The sequence below is a fragment of the Hymenobacter sp. genome (genome assembly GCF_036387835.1).
In the GTDB taxonomy this organism is placed as follows: Bacteria; Bacteroidota; Bacteroidia; order Cytophagales; family Hymenobacteraceae; genus Hymenobacter.
This window is the reverse complement of sequence record NZ_DASVSY010000111.1, coordinates 57,714-73,707: the sequence shown is the minus strand read 5'-3', so window position 1 is coordinate 73,707 and position 15,994 is coordinate 57,714. Positions and strand designations below refer to the sequence as shown.

Here is a 15,994-nt window from a genome sequence, read left to right as displayed (position 1 = left end):
GTGGCGCTTTGGTGTGGTGGCGAGTTTGTATTTAAACAGCTGTTTTGTCCTTCACCTCAGCGGTTGGGGCGTTTCGCTGTACGGCTTCAATACCATTGTCGCGGCTGGAAGCAGTGGTATAGCCTTCACTTTGTCCGATAGTCTGGCCGTTGGCGGCTTTCAGTACAAACGAGAAGCTGTTGCCGTCGCGCCGGGTGTATCGGTCGTCATCAGGAGCGTTCTTTTTCACCGATGAAACGCCGTTCTCGCAGGCCGCAAGCGTGGTATAACCTTCACTTTGCAGAATAGGCTCATGGTTACCAGCTTTCAAGCGAAAATAAAAGTCGGCATTCTTTCCTCGGAAAATCTCGAAATACCCCATAATGCTTTTGAAATGAGTGAATTAGCCTACGTATAGATAACTATATTTATTTTGACCACAAAATAAAAATGCTTGCTGATATCCTGCGAGCTACTTCCAATGTTTGTGGAGGGACATCTTACTTTACCACAATCTTGTTCAGCATCAGAGCAGCCGATTTCTTGCTTGGCCGGCTAACGCCGATGAGCGTTTTGGCGTCCAACCAAGCCGTGAAATCCTTCACATAGGAAGGGTTTTGGTCGGCTGCTACGTTCATGCCTAAGCCTTTTGGCGCTTGCACTACGCCGGTTTGCAAGTTTACGCGCCGTAGATAGAGGTCTGATTTACCTTTCAGCTTTTCCCACGTCATGAGTTGCAAATCGGGGCCAAACACAGCCGCCCGGTAGCCGATGCTGCTGAAACCCTCCGCAGCCGGCGCTACCTGATCTTTCGCAACAATACTGTGCCAGCTTGGCGATAAAAACTCGTTGTAGCCGAACAAGTGCAGCTCGCGGGTATGGCCAGGTGAATCGTCGCCACCTTCTTCGTATTTTTTCTCGCCTACCACCACCAGTTGCTTTTCATCGGTAAGCAATAAGTCAGTGAGATACACGTCCTCCAGGCGTTTGGCGGTGCCGGCGGTGGCTTTATTGGTTTCTGCTAAGTAATCAGGGGTGAAGCTGAACTCAGGAGCGAACTTCATGTCCCCTTCGCTCGAGAAATCAAACTTCACCACCTTCAAGCTGTGGTAAACCCCGGTTTCTCGCTCGTTGCAGATGGCAGCGGCGTACAGCACATTGTCGGGCTGCAGCGCAAACCGGGAGTCGAACACGTTGACTACCTTACCCCCAAACGTGCCGCCCACCGACACCGACATCACCTTGATATCGTTGTTGTCGTTGCGGTAGCGCCGGACGGTAAGCTTCTTCATTTCGTCGCTCACCAGCGTCACGTACTGCGTGCCGTCGTTGCCAACGTGGATGGTAGTGGAAAAGAACGCGCCTTGGTCGCTGAAGTCGTAGGTGCGGTCTTTGAGTTTGGTTTGCTTTTCGTCGAATATACTGGCAGTAACAGACCTGATTTGCGTGTTGCGCATGAGGTAGCGCCACGCAATTACCTTGCTCCCGTCCGGGCTAAAGGCTACCCCAGGGCGCCGGTCGCGCAAGCCGGTTTCGGTTAGCTTTTTCAGTGGTGACTTCTGGCCATTGCTCAGGTCAATAGCTTGAACGGAGAGGCTCTGCGTGGCACCGTTTTTCTCATAGACGGCCACTAAGGCCCGGCCGCTGCTGGTAGTGAAACCTTCAATGGCTTGCTCAGCCGTTAGAGGTAAGGCAGTGCTCCACTGACGTTTCAACTCAGCATCGTAGCGCTCAATAGCATACTCAGTGGCCGATTTGTGAGCGAGAATGATAAAACTACCGCCGGCCAGTGGCAGCGTCTTGCGTGACACACGCTGGTTATACCGGTCATCGGAGCGTTCGGGGAGGTAACTGAAAGGAGCTGATTTTACCTTCTGAGCCGATGCCGTGATCGGGCCAAGTAGCAAGGAGGAGGCAAGGGTGCCAGCAGCTAGCAGATAGTTAAAACGCACGGGCAAAGTAGATTAAATGAAAAATTCAGGAGAACGGGAAACTGCACTCTCCAAAGGTATCCAAGTCCAAGTTTGTACCGTACATGCTCTGCCGCTCACGGTTAGGCTCCTATAGATAACGATTTGTTTACGCAATTCTAATACAACGGCTACCAACTGTCTATTGTGTATGTGTTTAATTTGCAGCAGTTTTTGCTTACGAGTTGCGGTGAAGATTGAACACGAATGTCATTTTTGTCCTTCTAATAAAAATTTATATAAAGCAAGGTTTCGATTTTTGGCATTACCCCTCAGTTGCTTGTGAATTGCGTTTTACAAGCATTTATGAATATTCATAAAATAGTTTTCTCCTAAAATCCCCTTGAAAGGTAAGATTTGGCCTTAACTTTGTGCCGCAACGCTCCATAGCATGCACCTTTTCTATCTTATGAAATCTTTCATCCAATTCGCTCTTCTTTTTGCTCTTATCGTTGTTGGTAAACTGGCTAAGCAGCCAGAAGGCATCGTCGGTACGGCAAAAGTAAAGCCAGTGGTAAATCCGATTCTAGTGAAGCAGGTATCCTATCAGCAAGCTATTGATCAAGCATACAGCAGCCAATTATGGCACGCTACGGCTCCCACCACCAGTTCAACTCAGTAGTATACTTTAAGCAACAGCAACTTTCTTAAGCGACTCATTCGAGCCGCTTTTTTTATGCTCACTTACTCAACTGATTCGACTCCAGTTCACGGCCGTGGCAGGCAAGCTTTCAATATGGTGACGGATGTTGGCATTGTCGGGATGGTTGAGGCCCGGATCATCGTTGAGTAGTTGCTGTGCCGCCGCTCTCGATTCTGTTAGAATGCGGCCGTCTTTAGCCAAGTCAGCAATAAGCAGGTCCAGTACGCCGCTTTGCTGCGTACCCATTAGGTCGCCCGGGCCGCGCAGCTTCAGATCGATATCAGCAATTTCGAAGCCGTTGTTGGTGCGTACCATCGTTTCGATCCGAGTGCGCGAATCCTTGCTCAGCTTGTAGCCCGACATCAGAATGCAGTAGCTCTGGTCGGCGCCCCGGCCTACCCGGCCTCGCAGCTGGTGGAGTTGCGAAAGTCCAAACCGTTCGGTGCTTTCAATAACCATTACCGACGCGTTAGGCACGTTTACACCCACCTCAATTACGGTGGTAGCCACCATGATTTGCGTTTCGCGCTTCACGAAGCGCTGCATCTCGCTATCCTTCTCGCCTGCGCTCATGCGGCCGTGCACAATGCTGATCTGGAATTCTGGAAAAGCTCGTTCTATGCTTTCGTAGCCATCCATGAGGTCTTTGTAGTCGGCCATGGCCTCGCTTTCCTCGATAAGCGGGTACACAATGTATACCTGCCGGCCAAGGTTAATTTGGTCGCGCAGAAAACCGAACACTTTAAGGCGGTTGGAGTCGAACCGGTGCACCGTCACGATAGGCTTGCGACCCGCCGGCAACTCGTCGATTACTGATACATCCAAGTCGCCGTAGAGCGTCATGGCCAGGGTGCGTGGGATGGGTGTGGCGGTCATCACCAACACGTGCGGGATGACGTGGGGGTTTTTTTGCCACAGTTTCGAGCGTTGCGCCACCCCGAAGCGGTGCTGCTCGTCCATGATAGTTAGACCTAGGTTCCGGAACTGGACTACATCTTCGAGCAGAGCATGAGTGCCCACGAGCATATGCATCTCACCGGAGCGCAATTGCTCGTGTAGTACGCGCCGCTCGGCGGTGCGGGTGCTGCCAGTCAGCTTACCAATCTTGATGCCAAGCAAATCAGCAAACTGCTTTAACCCGATGTAGTGCTGATCGGCCAAGATTTCGGTGGGAGCCATCAGACAGCTTTGCGCGCCGTTGTCGGCGGCCATGAGCATGCTGATGAAGGCCACAATAGTCTTGCCTGAGCCTACGTCGCCCTGCAAGAGGCGGTTCATTTGCTTGCCCGTACAAAAGTCTTTGTAGATGTCGTGGATTACCCGCTTTTGGGCACCAGTAAGGTCGAAGGGCAAAACGTTTTTGTAGAAGTGCACCAGCGTGGGTACTTCCTTGAAAAGTTGTCCAGCTAACTCCACTTTGCGCTGGTCGCGCTGGCGCAGTAGCTTAAGCTGCACGTAAAACAACTCCTCGAACTTCAACCGAAACCGAGCCGCTTGCAGCAACTCGGTGCTTTGCGGAAAGTGGATTTGCTGGATGGCCGTCGCCTTGTCCATCAACCCATACTGCCGAATAAGGTCTGTGGAAAGCGTTTCGTGTACGTGGGGCAGCGCCAGCTTCAGCAAGTCGGCCACCATGCGTGCAATAGCCTTGCTATCGATACGGTGGTAGTTCTTGAGCTTCTCCGACGTATTGTAGACGGGTTGCAGGTAGCTTTGGCCGGGCTTGGCTTCTGTCACCTCTTCCAGTTCAGGGTGCGCCATCTGCGGCCGCCCGTTAAACATCGTGGGCTTGCCGAACACGATGTACTCCTGATGGTTCTTGATGACCTTCTCCAGGTAGTTGACGCCCTTAAACCATACCAACTCCAACTCGCCGCTGGCGTCGCCTACTTTGGCCACCATACGCTTCTTGGGGCCTTCCCCGACCACCTCGCGGTTGCGCAGAATACCTTTCACCTGCACAAACGGTAAGTCGTCGTGCAGGTCACAGATGTTGTAGAATTGCGTGCGGTCGAGGTAGCGGAACGGGTAGCGCTGAATCAGGTCACCATAGGTAAACAGGTTCAGTTCCTTTTGCAGAAGCTGCGCCCGTTGCAGCCCCACGCCGCGCAGATACTCTATCTTGGTTTGAAAAAAACTCATTTCAATCAACAATCAACATCTATCATTTAACAATCCGCGGCAAGTCAAAAGGCGCATTGCAGGCCTTGAGAACCTGATTCAAAGGAGTGACACAACTGTTAAATGTTAATTGGCAAATGTTAAATGACTACTGATACTTCAGGGTGTTAAGCAACTGCGCAATATCCTTCTTGACATAGTCAATCACCGGAGCCAGCGAATCGTTGGCCGTCGCCGTGCGGAAATATAGGGCCCCACGGAAAAAGTGTTTGGTGCTGTCCGTGGTATAGAACTGCATCTGGCTAGGTACTTCCCCCTGAAGTTCAAACACGGCCACACGCAGCCCCGCAGGCGTTTTCAAGATGTTTTCGTCAATGGCGGTGGCCTTGACTTCGTGCTTGCTAGTCAGCTTCCGAGCGTCTTCGAGCATCTTGTTGTACAGCTGCCGATTGCCCTTCAAATCAGAATACGTGATTTGAACACTAGCTTTTAAACTCGGATAGTACACATTAATCCAATGAGGCTGAGCTAGGTACGAGGAGTCGCGCAGCACTTTGGCGTAGCGTGAATACTGGAATGTGTAAGGATGCCCCGGCGCCAGTTGTTGGTAGCGGTGCGGCGGCAAGTCGATGCGGTTGTAGCCCTTGGGTTTGGGAGTATAATCGTCGGAGCCCGGCGAGGAGCAGGCCGCTACTAACAACGTTGAAAGCAAGAAGGCAAGCAGAATACGAAAAGCAGGCATTGGCAGCAATGCAAATATGTGTCTCAAAGGTAACGCGAAACCCCGGCCCCGTAGCAACGGCTGTTTGTGCTAAACTATATGGCAGCGCTAAGTCCTGCTGTACTATCACCTAAAAAAGCGCGCACGCAATGGCTAACGTAGGCCTCAAGTTACAGCTATTCTACAGGGACAAAGAGTCCCTCCATAACGCAAAAAGCTCTGGCAAAATGCCAGAGCTTGAAAATTGACGCTGAAAAAGCTTAGAAAGGCAGTTGATCCAACTCCGGTTCCTGACGGAAGGTTTGTGGTGCTTCTGCGGCAGCCGCAGTGCCGTTGGTTTGCGCTTGCCCATCACCCACCTGCGGACGGCCACCGAGCATGGTGATTTCGTCGGCAATGATTTCGGTGATGTAGCGAGTCTGGTTTTCCTTGTCCTGATACTGACGAGTGCGGATCTTGCCTTCTATGTACACCTGCTGGCCTTTCTTGAGATACTTCTCAGTCATTTCGGCCAGGCCACGCCAAGCAGCGATGTTGTGCCATTCCGTCCGCTCAACGCGAGTGCCTTGTTTGTCTTTGTAGTATTCATTGGTAGCCAACGTAAAATTGGCTACACTGACTCCACCTTCTAGGTGGCGTACCTCGGGGTCTTTGCCTAGGTTGCCTACCAAAATCACTTTGTTGATGCCTGCCATTGCTTGCTTATGGGAAAGTTATGTGCGCTTGTATTTATGTTTAAAGATATTAAAGCCTCATGTGATTACCAAATGTATTAGTAATTATTTCCAGGTTTTGTTAAGGAAGTTAGCAATGATAATGGGCTTCGGTAGTCTCTCTGCTTGCTCCACCGTAAATGCTGCCAATCCTGATGCTTGCAAGGCGGCTGTAGGTAGCGGCTCGCTTAGCCATACCGGATGAAACTTTGCTTCCACCTTCTGGTGGCTCAATACGTGGCGCATCGCTTGTACTGGTTCCTGCACTCGGTTAGTATCCAATCGGCCACCTAAGGTTTCCACTGCATCTAGCAGTTCGACAGCCGGTAATTCGGGGGCAGATGTTTCGGTAAGTGCGAAATCGTAAAGCCCTTCCCAAATGTCTTTAGGGCCACGCTTGCGCATATACACAGTATCAGCGTGGCGCAGCACGAGGTAGTGGAAATGGCGCGTACGACCTGCTTTTGCCTTGCTCTTGACAGGCAACTCGTTCACCATGCCGTGCTGAAAAGCATAGCATTGGCTTTGCAGCGGGCAAAACAAGCAGTCCGGATTGACGGGTGTACACTGAATCGCTCCAAACTCCATAATGGCTTGGTTGAATTCGGCGGGGGCAGCGGCCGGAATAAGCTGGTCGGCTAGAACTTGAAATACGCGCCGGCTAGCGGGAGCCGCAATGTCTTGCGTGAGACCAAAAATTCGGGCCAGCACCCGAAATACGTTGCCATCCAATACCGCCACCTTTTCATCGAAAGCAAAAGAAGCAATAGCCGCGGCAGTGTACTGGCCCACCCCTCGCAGTTTCAGGAGGTCGGCATAAGTTTCTGGGAAGCGCCCCCCGTATTCGTTTACTACCTGTTGCGCCGTATGGTGCATGTTGCGGGCACGGCTGTAGTAGCCGAGGCCTTGCCAGTGGCGTAGCACCTCATCTTCAGGAGCCACGGCTAGGTCTTGGACCGTAGGATAGGTGCTGATGTAGGTAAGGTAGTAGGGGAGGCCCTGCTTTACGCGGGTTTGCTGCAGAATCACCTCGGAAAGCCAGATGGCGTACGGGTCGCGGGTGTGGCGCCAAGGCAGGTCGCGACGATGGCGCGGGTACCATTCCAAGAGGGCTGCCGAAAAGTACGGATGAGCAACAGTGGAAGAAGTGGAAGTCAATGTTTTGAGAAAGAATTAGTTGGACGTAAGTAAGGATATAAATTTCATAGCAGGCTCTACTATTGCAAAACCAAAAAAGGGAACTACCTTTGTGGCCCCAATTCGCGAGCGAACAGCCTACCAGGCAAAGGCTTACGTTTGGGATTGGGCGTCAGACCCGACACATATTTTTCACACCATAGTACACTTACCAGCGTGACTAAAGCAGAAGTAATCGCCGAAATTGCCGACAAGACTGGCATTGAGAAAGCTGACGTTTCGGCTACCGTAGAAGCCTTCTTCAAAGTTGTGAAGGACTCGATGGCTGAGGGCAACAACATCTACGTACGCGGCTTCGGCAGCTTCGTAAACAAGAAACGTGCGAAGAAAGTAGCCCGCAACATTTCGAAAAACACGTCGATTATCATCGACGAGCATTTCATCCCGAGCTTCAAGCCGTCGAAGACCTTCGTTGGGAAGATCAAAAACAGCAAGAAGATCAAGGCGCTGGCTAACGCTTAAGCGCTATTGTCGTAATATTGCCGGCTGTGCCGCTGGGTATCCTGTCTAGGAAACCCGGCGGCCTGCTTTTTCCACATGGCGCAACGTAGTTCTTCGCATCAGCTTATTCTTCTGGCCGTAGCCATTGCGCTAGTAGCTGGCTTATTTTTGTTGCCGAAAGTAATTGTGAAGCCCAAGGAAGGCAAAGGAGAGCTAGCCCAAGATGCCGCCAAAACCGCTAACCGTGACGGAGGTGGTCCGAACACAAATGGCTCGAAAGCAGTAGCTTCTTCCGGCGACCAGGAACAAACAGCCGTTGGACCGTCGCTGGAGCAGCCGCATATGACGGTAGCACCAACTCAGCGCCGCGAAATCAGCGCTCTTGCTGCCAAGTACACTGCCGAGCGAGATCCTGCAGCTAAGCTTCGGCTGGCTCGGGATTTGGCCGATAAGTACAAGGCGGCAGAGAAGTTTGATAGCGCGGGCTACTTTCTCGAGCAGTTGGCGCTAGCCCGACCCGGAGAGCAAACGTGGAAGCGCGCTGCTGATGCTTATTTCGAGGCATTTAGCTTTGCAACCACGCAGGAGCGCCAGAAAATGTTGGGAGCTAAGTGTCAGGAACTCTACGGGAAAGTGTTGAAAAACAACCCCGAGAATCTTGATGCTAAAACCAACTTGGGTATGGCGTTCATGGCCAGCGAAAATCCGGTGCAAGGCGTAGTACTCCTGCGCGAAGTGCTGGTAGCCGACCCGCGCAATGAGAAGGCTATCTACAACTTGGGCTTGCTCTCGATGCAAAGCAATCAGTATGATAAAGCCGTAGAGCGTTTTCGGGAGCTAACGAAAGTTAACCCTGACAATGTGAACGGACAGTTTTACCTCGGCGTTGCGCTAGCTCAAACCGGAGCGAACAACGACGCCAAGGCTGCCTTTCAAAAGGCGAAAAGTCTGAGCACGGACCCGGGGCTAACGGCCGCGGTGGACGAGCAGCTTCAGAAGCTTCAGTGAAAAGGTTGATTGTTGCTTGTTCTCCTGTTCAAAAGCAATTAGCAATCAACAATCAATAACCAACAACCATTTAACCCCATCACAACATGCCCTGCGGTAAGAAAAGAAAGCGTCACAAGATTGCCACTCACAAGCGGAAGAAGCGTCTGCGCAAGAACCGTCACAAGAAGAAGTAAGCCTTCGGGGTTTGCTGGCGGGTTTTCTTGCTAGAAAACATCGTCTATCTCTCATTTTGTATCCCCGAGAGTGGCTGTTTATTCGCTTTCCCCGAGGCTTGCAAGGGAAGCCGGTGCTACGTGTACCGGCTTCCCTTTGCCGGTTTCGGAGGCTGCGGGCCATCAATCAGGAGTACCTAACAACCCAATCCATTGAGTAACGAATTAATAATTAATTCTACTCAGGAAGGAGAACGGATTGCCCTGCTCCAGGACAAGCGGCTGATCGAATATCATTTCGACCGCAACGACACCAATTATTCGGTGGGCGACATCTTCCTGGGCACGGTCAAGAAAGTTATGCCCGGTCTGAACGCCGCGTTCATTGACATCGGGTACGAAAAGGATGCGTTTCTGCACTACGGCGACCTGGGCGAGCAATTTCCCTCGCTCAGCAAGTGGGTGCGGGGCGTACAGTCGCAGAAAATTACGGTAGGCGCACTGAAAGCCTTTGGTCTGGAAGGGCCACTGGATAAAGTAGGAAAGGCTGCCGATATTCTCAAGAAGGGCCAGCAGATTGTGGTCCAGATTGTAAAAGAGCCGATATCAACCAAGGGGCCACGCTTGTCCACGGATATATCCATGGCCGGTCGCTACTTGGTGTTGGTACCGTTCTCGAATACCATCAGCGTCTCGAAGAAAATCGTGAGCAAGGCGGAGCGGGAGCGGCTGAAACGGCTAATCGCCTCCATTAAGCCCGAAAACTTCGGCGTCATCATTCGGACGGTAGCCGAGGGACGGGAAGTGGCCGAACTGGACCGCGACATGCAAAGCATGACTAGCAAATGGGACCAGCTCTTCACGGCCCTACGTTCGGCCAAACCGAACGATAAGGTATTGGGTGAGCTTGGCCGCACCAGCTCCATGTTGCGTGACATGCTCAACGAGTCGTTTGATGCCATTACGGTGGATACGCCGGCTCGCTACGAGGAAATGCGCGGGTACCTAGAGCAGATTGCCCCTGATAAGATCGGGCTGCTCAAACACTACACCGGAAAAGTGAAGGTGTTTGAGCACCTCGGGATTGAAAAGCAGCTTAAAACGCTGTTCGGTAAAACTGTAACGGTGCCCGGCGGCGGCTACCTGGTAATCGAGCACACCGAGGCATTACACGTCATCGATGTAAACTCAGGTAACAAGAGCAACCAGGAAAGTGACCAAGAAGCTACGGCTTTGATGGTGAACATGCTGGCTGCCAAAGAGGTGGCGCGGCAGCTGCGGCTGCGGGACATGGGTGGTATTATCGTCGTCGATTTTATTGATATGAAGTCGGCGGAGAGCCGCAAGAAGGTGGAGGATGCGGTACACAGCATCATGAAGCTCGACAAGGCCCGCTATACCATTCTGCCCATCACTAAGTTTGGCTTGCTGCAGATCACGCGGCAACGCGTGCGGCCAGCCGAAAACATTGTGACCGGCGAGGCCTGCCCAACTTGTGGCGGCACCGGCAAGATTTCCGCCTCGATTCAAGTAACCGACGAAATCGACAATAGCATTGAAGATTTGTTGGTGACGCAGAATCAGGCGGGTATTACGTTGTACGTGCATCCCTTCCTGCACGCATATTATACCAAAGGTCTGGTTTCGAAGCAGATGAAATGGTATCTGAAGTACTACAAGTGGATCAAAGTAGTGAAGGACACCAGCCTCGGCCTAACTGATTACCGAATTGAGGACGAGCAAGGCGAGGAAATAGAGCTGCACTCCGCTGCCGCTGCTATGGCCCGCCTGCAAGACCGCGAAATTGAAATAACTGACTAACCGGAAACGTTCTGCGACGACTCCTCCTGACAGAAGAAAAGCCCGCGGTACTCGAAGTACCGCGGGCTTTTTCCGCTTTTCAGCACAAGCTGATTTAAAATTTGAGGCCTAAATCCAGGGCAAACTCACTGTTCTTAAGTGTTACATCAGAGAAGCCGCGCTCGTCCTCGAAGTAGTTGTCGATGTTGAACAGACCCCGGTGGTAGCTTAAACCCGCAAAAACTTTGGTGCTTTGGCCTAACTGGTATTCGGCTCCGAAACCTAGCAATACGGCTGCATCGGGAAGAATAACGTAATCAAGAGCCTTAGTTTCCTTGTTAGTAACTGGATCTGTATAGCGTTTGTTGCCATCTATCCTTCCGGCAATAGCGCCGCCTATAGTGCCGCCCAACTGAAAGTAGAGCTTGGTATCAGTAGCTACGTCATTGGTGAATAGCTTAACTGTAACTGGTACTTCAAGGTATTGGATGCCAATTTTTCGTTCTACCCGCTGTGTTGATTCAAAATAGCTAATGGTGCCGCCTTTGCCAACCAACTGCAGGCCGGAGCTGAAGGCATAGTTTTGACCGAAAAAGTAATCTACTACAAGGCCCCCGCCGATGGCCAACTTGCTGCTTTCGTTTTGAAAACCACCACTTGAAGCTGACTCAGCGCGCAGATTGGTAATGGAAGGCGAAAGTTTTAACCCAATTTCAACCTGAGCCGAAGCGGCGCCGGCTGAAGCGCCCACGGTTAGCAGTGCTAGAAGTAATTTTTTCATGGACAATCTTGATAAACTGAATGGCTTACGAAAGCAGAGCCGTCTGGCGTTTGGTTTTAGGCTATTTTCGCCTCAAAGATAGAAGCGTGTTCTACAATCCTACTTATATGCGTCCCATTCTTGCTACTCTACTGGGGTTGGTTTTCGCACTGCTCACTGCCTGCAGCCGGGACCAGAATACGTGTGAGCTCAATCCTGAAGTAGCTAACGTAAGTGCTCCAGTAGAGTTGGAGCGGTTAGAAAAACCGTTTTTCCAAATCAAAAACACCACGGAGGCTAAGCGCTTCATTACGCAACATCCTTTGTTTGCCAACCAGTTTTTGCAGCGACGCCAGTTTCCCACCGATGACGTGTTGGCTGAAATGCTCACCCGGCTGTCCACTAATGCTGGGTTGCAGCAGCTCGGCCGTCAGACCGATAGCACCTTTCAGGATTCTGAAAAATTGAAAAGCCAGTTACAGCGCATGTTTCAGCACATCCGCTACAATTTCAAGGATTTCCGGGTGCCACCCGTCAAGACATTCGTGACGGGGCTGAGCCAAGATATGTTTGTTAACGACAGCTTGATGGTGCTAGGCCTAGACTTCTTTGTAGGGCCCAATGCTCGTTACCGCCCTAATGTGCCTGATTATATCTTGCGTCGGTACCGGCCCGAGTACGTGCTGCCAACTGCTGCACTGGCCATCAGCAGCAAATACAACAAAAAGGAACTGACAAACCAGACCATGCTAGCGGAGATGGTTCAGTTCGGTAAGTCGCTCTACTTCGCTGAGCGGGTACTGCCTTGCACTCCCGATTCTATTCTCATAGGCTACACCAATAAAGAGTTGACCGGCGTGTACTTCAACGAAGGCAAAGTGTGGGCGCACTTTCTGGATAAGAAGCTGCTTTATAACACGGCTCCTTTCACAGTTCAGAAGTATGTGGGGGAGCGGCCTAATATTCCTGAAATCGACAAGACGTGCCCGGGCCGGGTGGGGGCCTGGGTAGGCTGGCAAATCGTGCGCAAATACATGACCACGCATCCTGAGGTGACCCTGGTGCAGCTGATGGCCAATAAAAATCCTCAGCAAATTCTCAACGAATCGCGTTACCGCCCCAAGCCGCGCCGGGCAGAACGGTAGGATGAATTATGAATGTAGAATTATGAAGTAGGATCGTGAGTTAGTATGTGCCATTATAGGGTACATACTAACTCACGATCCTACTTCATAATTCCTAATTGCCCTAAGGTGCACATTGCCGTTTTCAGTCAGTACCATACCAATCCCGACTGTCCGGCAACGAGCCGGCATTATGCGTTGTTGGCGCATATTGCTCGCACGCACCGTGTTACGCTTATTACTACCCGTACCTGGGAGCAGCAACGGCTAACGCAGGAGTTTTCGTGGCTGCCGGAAGGGGTGGAGATGCACGCAGCCAATGTGCCTTACCACAACAAGATGGGTATACGGCGACGGGCGTTGGCATTCGGGCAATATGCGACTTATGCCTTACGTGAAGGGTTGCGCATAGCCAAGCCTGACGTTATCTGGGGAATAAGTACTCCTCTGACAGCGGCTTGGGCCGCTGAGCAGGTGGCTCGTTGGCGGCGGGTGCCATGGGTTTTTGAAGTGCAGGACTTATGGCCTTCGTTTCCGGTGGCCATGGGCGCTGTGCCTAACCAATGGGCACAGAAGCGGCTTTTCTCTATGGAGAAAAGCTTGTACCAATCGGCTCGTCATATCCTGCCTTTGTCGCCCGGGATGACGAGCTACATTCGCAACCTGGGAATACCCGAACAGAAGTTAACTACGGTACTCAACGGCACCGATTTCGACCTTGCAGCGCGGGCTACCGATGCCACGGTGGCAGCACTACGCCAGCAACTACACCTAGAAGGACGTCGGGTTGTGCTTTACGCGGGTACCTTTGGGCGAGCTAATAACATCCCCATGCTAATAGGTGCCGCCTTGGCGCTAGCTGCTAGTTGTCCGGAGGTGACTTGGCTGTTTATGGGGCACGGATATGATGAGGTTCTGCTAAGAGAAGCTGCCGCTGCTTATCCATTTATTCGGCTAGTGCCGCCCCAACCCCGCCACGCGGTATTCACGTGGTTTCGGCTAGCTGATGTGTCGGTGGTGTCGTTCCTAGGACTGCCCGTATTGGACGCCAACTCACCAGCTAAACTCTACGATAGCCTTGCAGTAGGTACCCCCGTCATCGTGACGAACAAGGGTTGGACGCGTGATTTAGTGGAGGACAATGGCTGCGGCTGGTACTCACCTGCCGATGACGCAAGTGCCTTGGCACAGCAGCTCCGCCACCTCTTCAAACATCCTGAACTGCTGCAAGCCGCATCTAAAGCTAGCTACCAAATAGCTGCTACTACCTTTGACCGTCAGAAAATAGCGGCTATAATGCAGGAGGTTTTGGAGCAGGCTATCAACTGAATGCATGCAGAATAACTAGTTGTACTACTAAGAACTGGTTTTATACTAAGTTGTGCTAGATGGCGTCTGATTTATGGCAGATTTCAGTGTAACGGCCCTTTTTTCTGTCGGAGCTACATTAGTAGCATAGTACTTACACCAACTAGTGAGAGGACAAATGGTACACTTAGGCTGCCGGGCTACGCAGATATACCGGCCATGCAGAATCAGCCAGTGATGGGCCTTCGGAATCAGCATCTCCGGAATATGCTTCACTAGCGCTTTCTCTACAGCCAGTGGCGTAGTAGCTGTGCGCGGAACCAAGCCTAGCCGATGCGACACCCGAAACACGTGCGTATCAACAGCCATAGCCGGCTGGTTGTAAATAACGGATACCACGACGTTGGCGGTCTTGCGCCCTACGCCCGGTAGCCGTTGTAGCTCTTCGATGCTGCTGGGTACTTCGCCACCAAACTCTTCGGTCAGCATACGCCCGAGGCCAGCTAAGTGCTTGGCTTTGTTGTTGGGATAAGAAACGCTTCGGATAAGAGGAAAAATATCTTCGGCGGTGGCCGCAGCTAGGTGAGCCGGGGTAGGAAACTGCTCGACCAAAGCCGGCATTATCTGATTAACGCGTTTATCAGTGCACTGTGCACTCAATACCACCGCCACAATTAGCTCGTAGGGGTTAGCGTAGTGCAGTTCGGTTTCGGGCTGCGGAAAGTTGGTGGTGAAATATTCAAGAAAATGGCGGAAACGCTCGGTAGTGCGCATGGCAAGATAGTAGCGAGAGCAAAGCTGATGGTTGGTGGTAGTCCTGCAGGAGTGTTGTCACCTATCAAATCAAACAGGCAAAAAACGGGACACTACGAAGTTACCGCATGGCAAGCTTCGTAGTGTCCCGTTTTTTCCTTTACTCGATTTAAGTTGCTTCCGCTAGGCGGAGCGCATGAAAGTACGCGAATACTGCAGTAGCGCCTCGGTGCTGCGTTGGCGCGGCGTGCAGGCCAATCCATCTAGGGTGCGCTGCGCTAACAGCAAGTCGGCACAGGCAGCGGCCAGTTCAGGGTCGTGCACTAAGGCTTGTTCTACTTCCTGCTGCTCATCAGCTGGCAATTCGTTGTACACGTACCGGAGCAGCTTCTCGTTGGGTAAGGTTTTGATCATAGAGAGTTGGTTGTACGGCCATCTTCTTCCGAAGGTTGATCAGCGCGTAACGCATCCTCCCCAGCGCAGTGTTGATACTAACTCCCGTGGCATCGGCAATTTCCTGGAAGCTCATGTCGCCGTAGTGGCGCATAACAAGCACTTCCTTTTGAGCCGCTGGCAGGTCTTGTATCAGTTCACGGAGCCGGGCGTAGGTTTCTTCCCGAGTCAGAGCCGCTTCAACGCCCTCTTCAGCATGCGAAAGAGTATTGAAAGCATGGCTCGTCGTGTCGAGGTTGAGCAGCGGACTGCGCTTCTCACGACGGAAAAAATCAATGGCCAGGTTATGGGCAATTCGGCAGATCCAAGAAGAAAACTTACCTTCTTCGTTGTATCGACCACTTTTCATGGTGTGAATAGCCTTGATAAAGGTATCCTGCAGCAAGTCATCGGCCACGTCTTCATCACGCACAATCAACATGATCGTGGTGAATACCCGGGCTTTATGACGTTCGAGCAATTGCGCGAAGGCTTCTTCTTTGCCGGCAATATAAAGTGAAATCAGAGCGGAGTCGCTCGGCTGCATGGTTTCCATAAAGGCTACGAATAAGGGAACGTAGAGCTTCAAACCATATTGCGTGATTACCGGTGAATTTTCTTAGATGAGGGGAGGATGAAGATTTCCTTCTGTACCAAATGTAGAGAACTGCCGGGGCAAACACAATGCCTAACCAGCGTTAGTTGAAAATATTTTTTGGTATTAAGAAACCTTTTTATATAAAATATATAATGCTTAATGTTTTGTTGCACTAGATTAATTATTTTCAATTAAGCGCACAAAGTTTATTCAGAGCATTTATTGCATTAACCAGATAATTTGCGCCGATTCGCTAACAGACGTTATAATT

General features: G+C 51.5%; 16 protein-coding genes. 6 read left to right on the top strand and 10 right to left on the bottom strand.

What is annotated here, in order from left to right; translation table 11 throughout:
• Positions 1-31 precede the first annotated feature (31 nt).
• Both VF639_RS21840 and VF639_RS21835 read right to left on the bottom strand, forming a co-directional pair.
• On the bottom strand, positions 32-361 hold the full coding sequence (locus VF639_RS21840; RefSeq protein WP_331148070.1) for a YegP family protein: 330 nt from the start codon (positions 359-361) through the stop codon (positions 32-34).
• Positions 362-479: 118 nt separating this feature from the next.
• The gene (locus VF639_RS21835) at positions 480-1,931 is read right to left on the bottom strand and encodes a hypothetical protein (protein WP_331148069.1); all 1,452 of its coding nucleotides are present in this window, start codon (positions 1,929-1,931) and stop codon (positions 480-482) included.
• 427 nt (positions 1,932-2,358) lie between these two features.
• On the opposite strand from VF639_RS21835, the gene VF639_RS21830 reads away from it, so the two are divergent.
• A complete protein-coding gene (locus VF639_RS21830; RefSeq protein WP_331148068.1) occupies positions 2,359-2,571 on the top strand; it encodes a hypothetical protein in 213 nt (70 codons plus the stop codon).
• Positions 2,572-2,637: 66 nt separating this feature from the next.
• On the opposite strand, the gene recG is transcribed toward VF639_RS21830, so the two are convergent.
• From recG to mutY, 4 genes are all read right to left on the bottom strand, one after another.
• Positions 2,638-4,734 (bottom strand): ATP-dependent DNA helicase RecG, encoded by a 2,097-nt coding sequence (recG, locus tag VF639_RS21825; RefSeq protein ID WP_331148067.1) that lies wholly within the window; start codon positions 4,732-4,734, stop codon positions 2,638-2,640.
• A 127-nt stretch (positions 4,735-4,861) separates the two neighbouring features.
• Complete coding sequence (gene gldD / locus VF639_RS21820) at positions 4,862-5,455, bottom strand: gliding motility lipoprotein GldD (protein WP_331148066.1); 594 nt, start codon at positions 5,453-5,455, stop codon at positions 4,862-4,864.
• A gap of 239 nt (positions 5,456-5,694) precedes the next feature.
• Entirely contained in the window at positions 5,695-6,129 is a 435-nt protein-coding gene (locus VF639_RS21815; RefSeq protein ID WP_331148065.1) for a single-stranded DNA-binding protein, read from the bottom strand.
• A gap of 84 nt (positions 6,130-6,213) precedes the next feature.
• The gene (gene mutY, locus VF639_RS21810) at positions 6,214-7,305 is read right to left on the bottom strand and encodes an A/G-specific adenine glycosylase (protein WP_331148064.1); all 1,092 of its coding nucleotides are present in this window, start codon (positions 7,303-7,305) and stop codon (positions 6,214-6,216) included.
• A gap of 195 nt (positions 7,306-7,500) precedes the next feature.
• Between mutY and VF639_RS21805 the strand changes: the two genes are divergently transcribed.
• The 3 genes from VF639_RS21805 to VF639_RS21795 all read left to right on the top strand — a co-directional run bounded on the left by VF639_RS21805 (position 7,501) and on the right by VF639_RS21795 (position 10,769).
• On the top strand, positions 7,501-7,806 hold the full coding sequence (locus VF639_RS21805; protein ID WP_473964823.1) for an HU family DNA-binding protein: 306 nt from the start codon (positions 7,501-7,503) through the stop codon (positions 7,804-7,806).
• A 75-nt stretch (positions 7,807-7,881) separates the two neighbouring features.
• Entirely contained in the window at positions 7,882-8,793 is a 912-nt protein-coding gene (locus VF639_RS21800) for a tetratricopeptide repeat protein (RefSeq protein ID WP_331148062.1), read from the top strand.
• A 368-nt stretch (positions 8,794-9,161) separates the two neighbouring features.
• Complete coding sequence (locus VF639_RS21795) at positions 9,162-10,769, top strand: Rne/Rng family ribonuclease (protein WP_331148061.1); 1,608 nt, start codon at positions 9,162-9,164, stop codon at positions 10,767-10,769.
• 94 nt (positions 10,770-10,863) lie between these two features.
• Here the strand turns inward: VF639_RS21795 and VF639_RS21790 are convergent, their stop codons facing one another.
• The gene (locus VF639_RS21790) at positions 10,864-11,529 is read right to left on the bottom strand and encodes a porin family protein (protein WP_331148060.1); all 666 of its coding nucleotides are present in this window, start codon (positions 11,527-11,529) and stop codon (positions 10,864-10,866) included.
• 107 nt (positions 11,530-11,636) lie between these two features.
• On the opposite strand from VF639_RS21790, the gene gldB reads away from it, so the two are divergent.
• Complete coding sequence (gene gldB / locus VF639_RS21785; RefSeq protein WP_331148059.1) at positions 11,637-12,653, top strand: gliding motility lipoprotein GldB; 1,017 nt, start codon at positions 11,637-11,639, stop codon at positions 12,651-12,653.
• Between the two features lie 108 nt (positions 12,654-12,761).
• Positions 12,762-13,961, top strand: coding sequence for a glycosyltransferase family 4 protein (locus tag VF639_RS21780; protein ID WP_331148058.1), 1,200 nt, complete (start codon positions 12,762-12,764; stop codon positions 13,959-13,961).
• 45 nt (positions 13,962-14,006) lie between these two features.
• Here VF639_RS21780 and nth read toward each other — a convergent pair whose 3' ends face one another.
• The 3 genes from nth to VF639_RS21765 all read right to left on the bottom strand — a co-directional run bounded on the left by nth (position 14,007) and on the right by VF639_RS21765 (position 15,681).
• Positions 14,007-14,714, bottom strand: a complete 708-nt coding sequence (gene nth / locus VF639_RS21775; protein ID WP_331148057.1) for an endonuclease III — start codon at positions 14,712-14,714, stop codon at positions 14,007-14,009.
• 162 nt (positions 14,715-14,876) lie between these two features.
• Positions 14,877-15,107: a hypothetical protein gene (locus VF639_RS21770; RefSeq protein WP_331148056.1), complete on the bottom strand. Its 231-nt coding sequence runs from the start codon at positions 15,105-15,107 to the stop codon at positions 14,877-14,879.
• The gene (locus VF639_RS21765) at positions 15,046-15,681 is read right to left on the bottom strand and encodes an RNA polymerase sigma factor (protein ID WP_331148055.1); all 636 of its coding nucleotides are present in this window, start codon (positions 15,679-15,681) and stop codon (positions 15,046-15,048) included. Before VF639_RS21765 ends, VF639_RS21770 begins: the two co-directional genes overlap by 62 nt.
• Positions 15,682-15,994 lie beyond the last annotated feature (313 nt).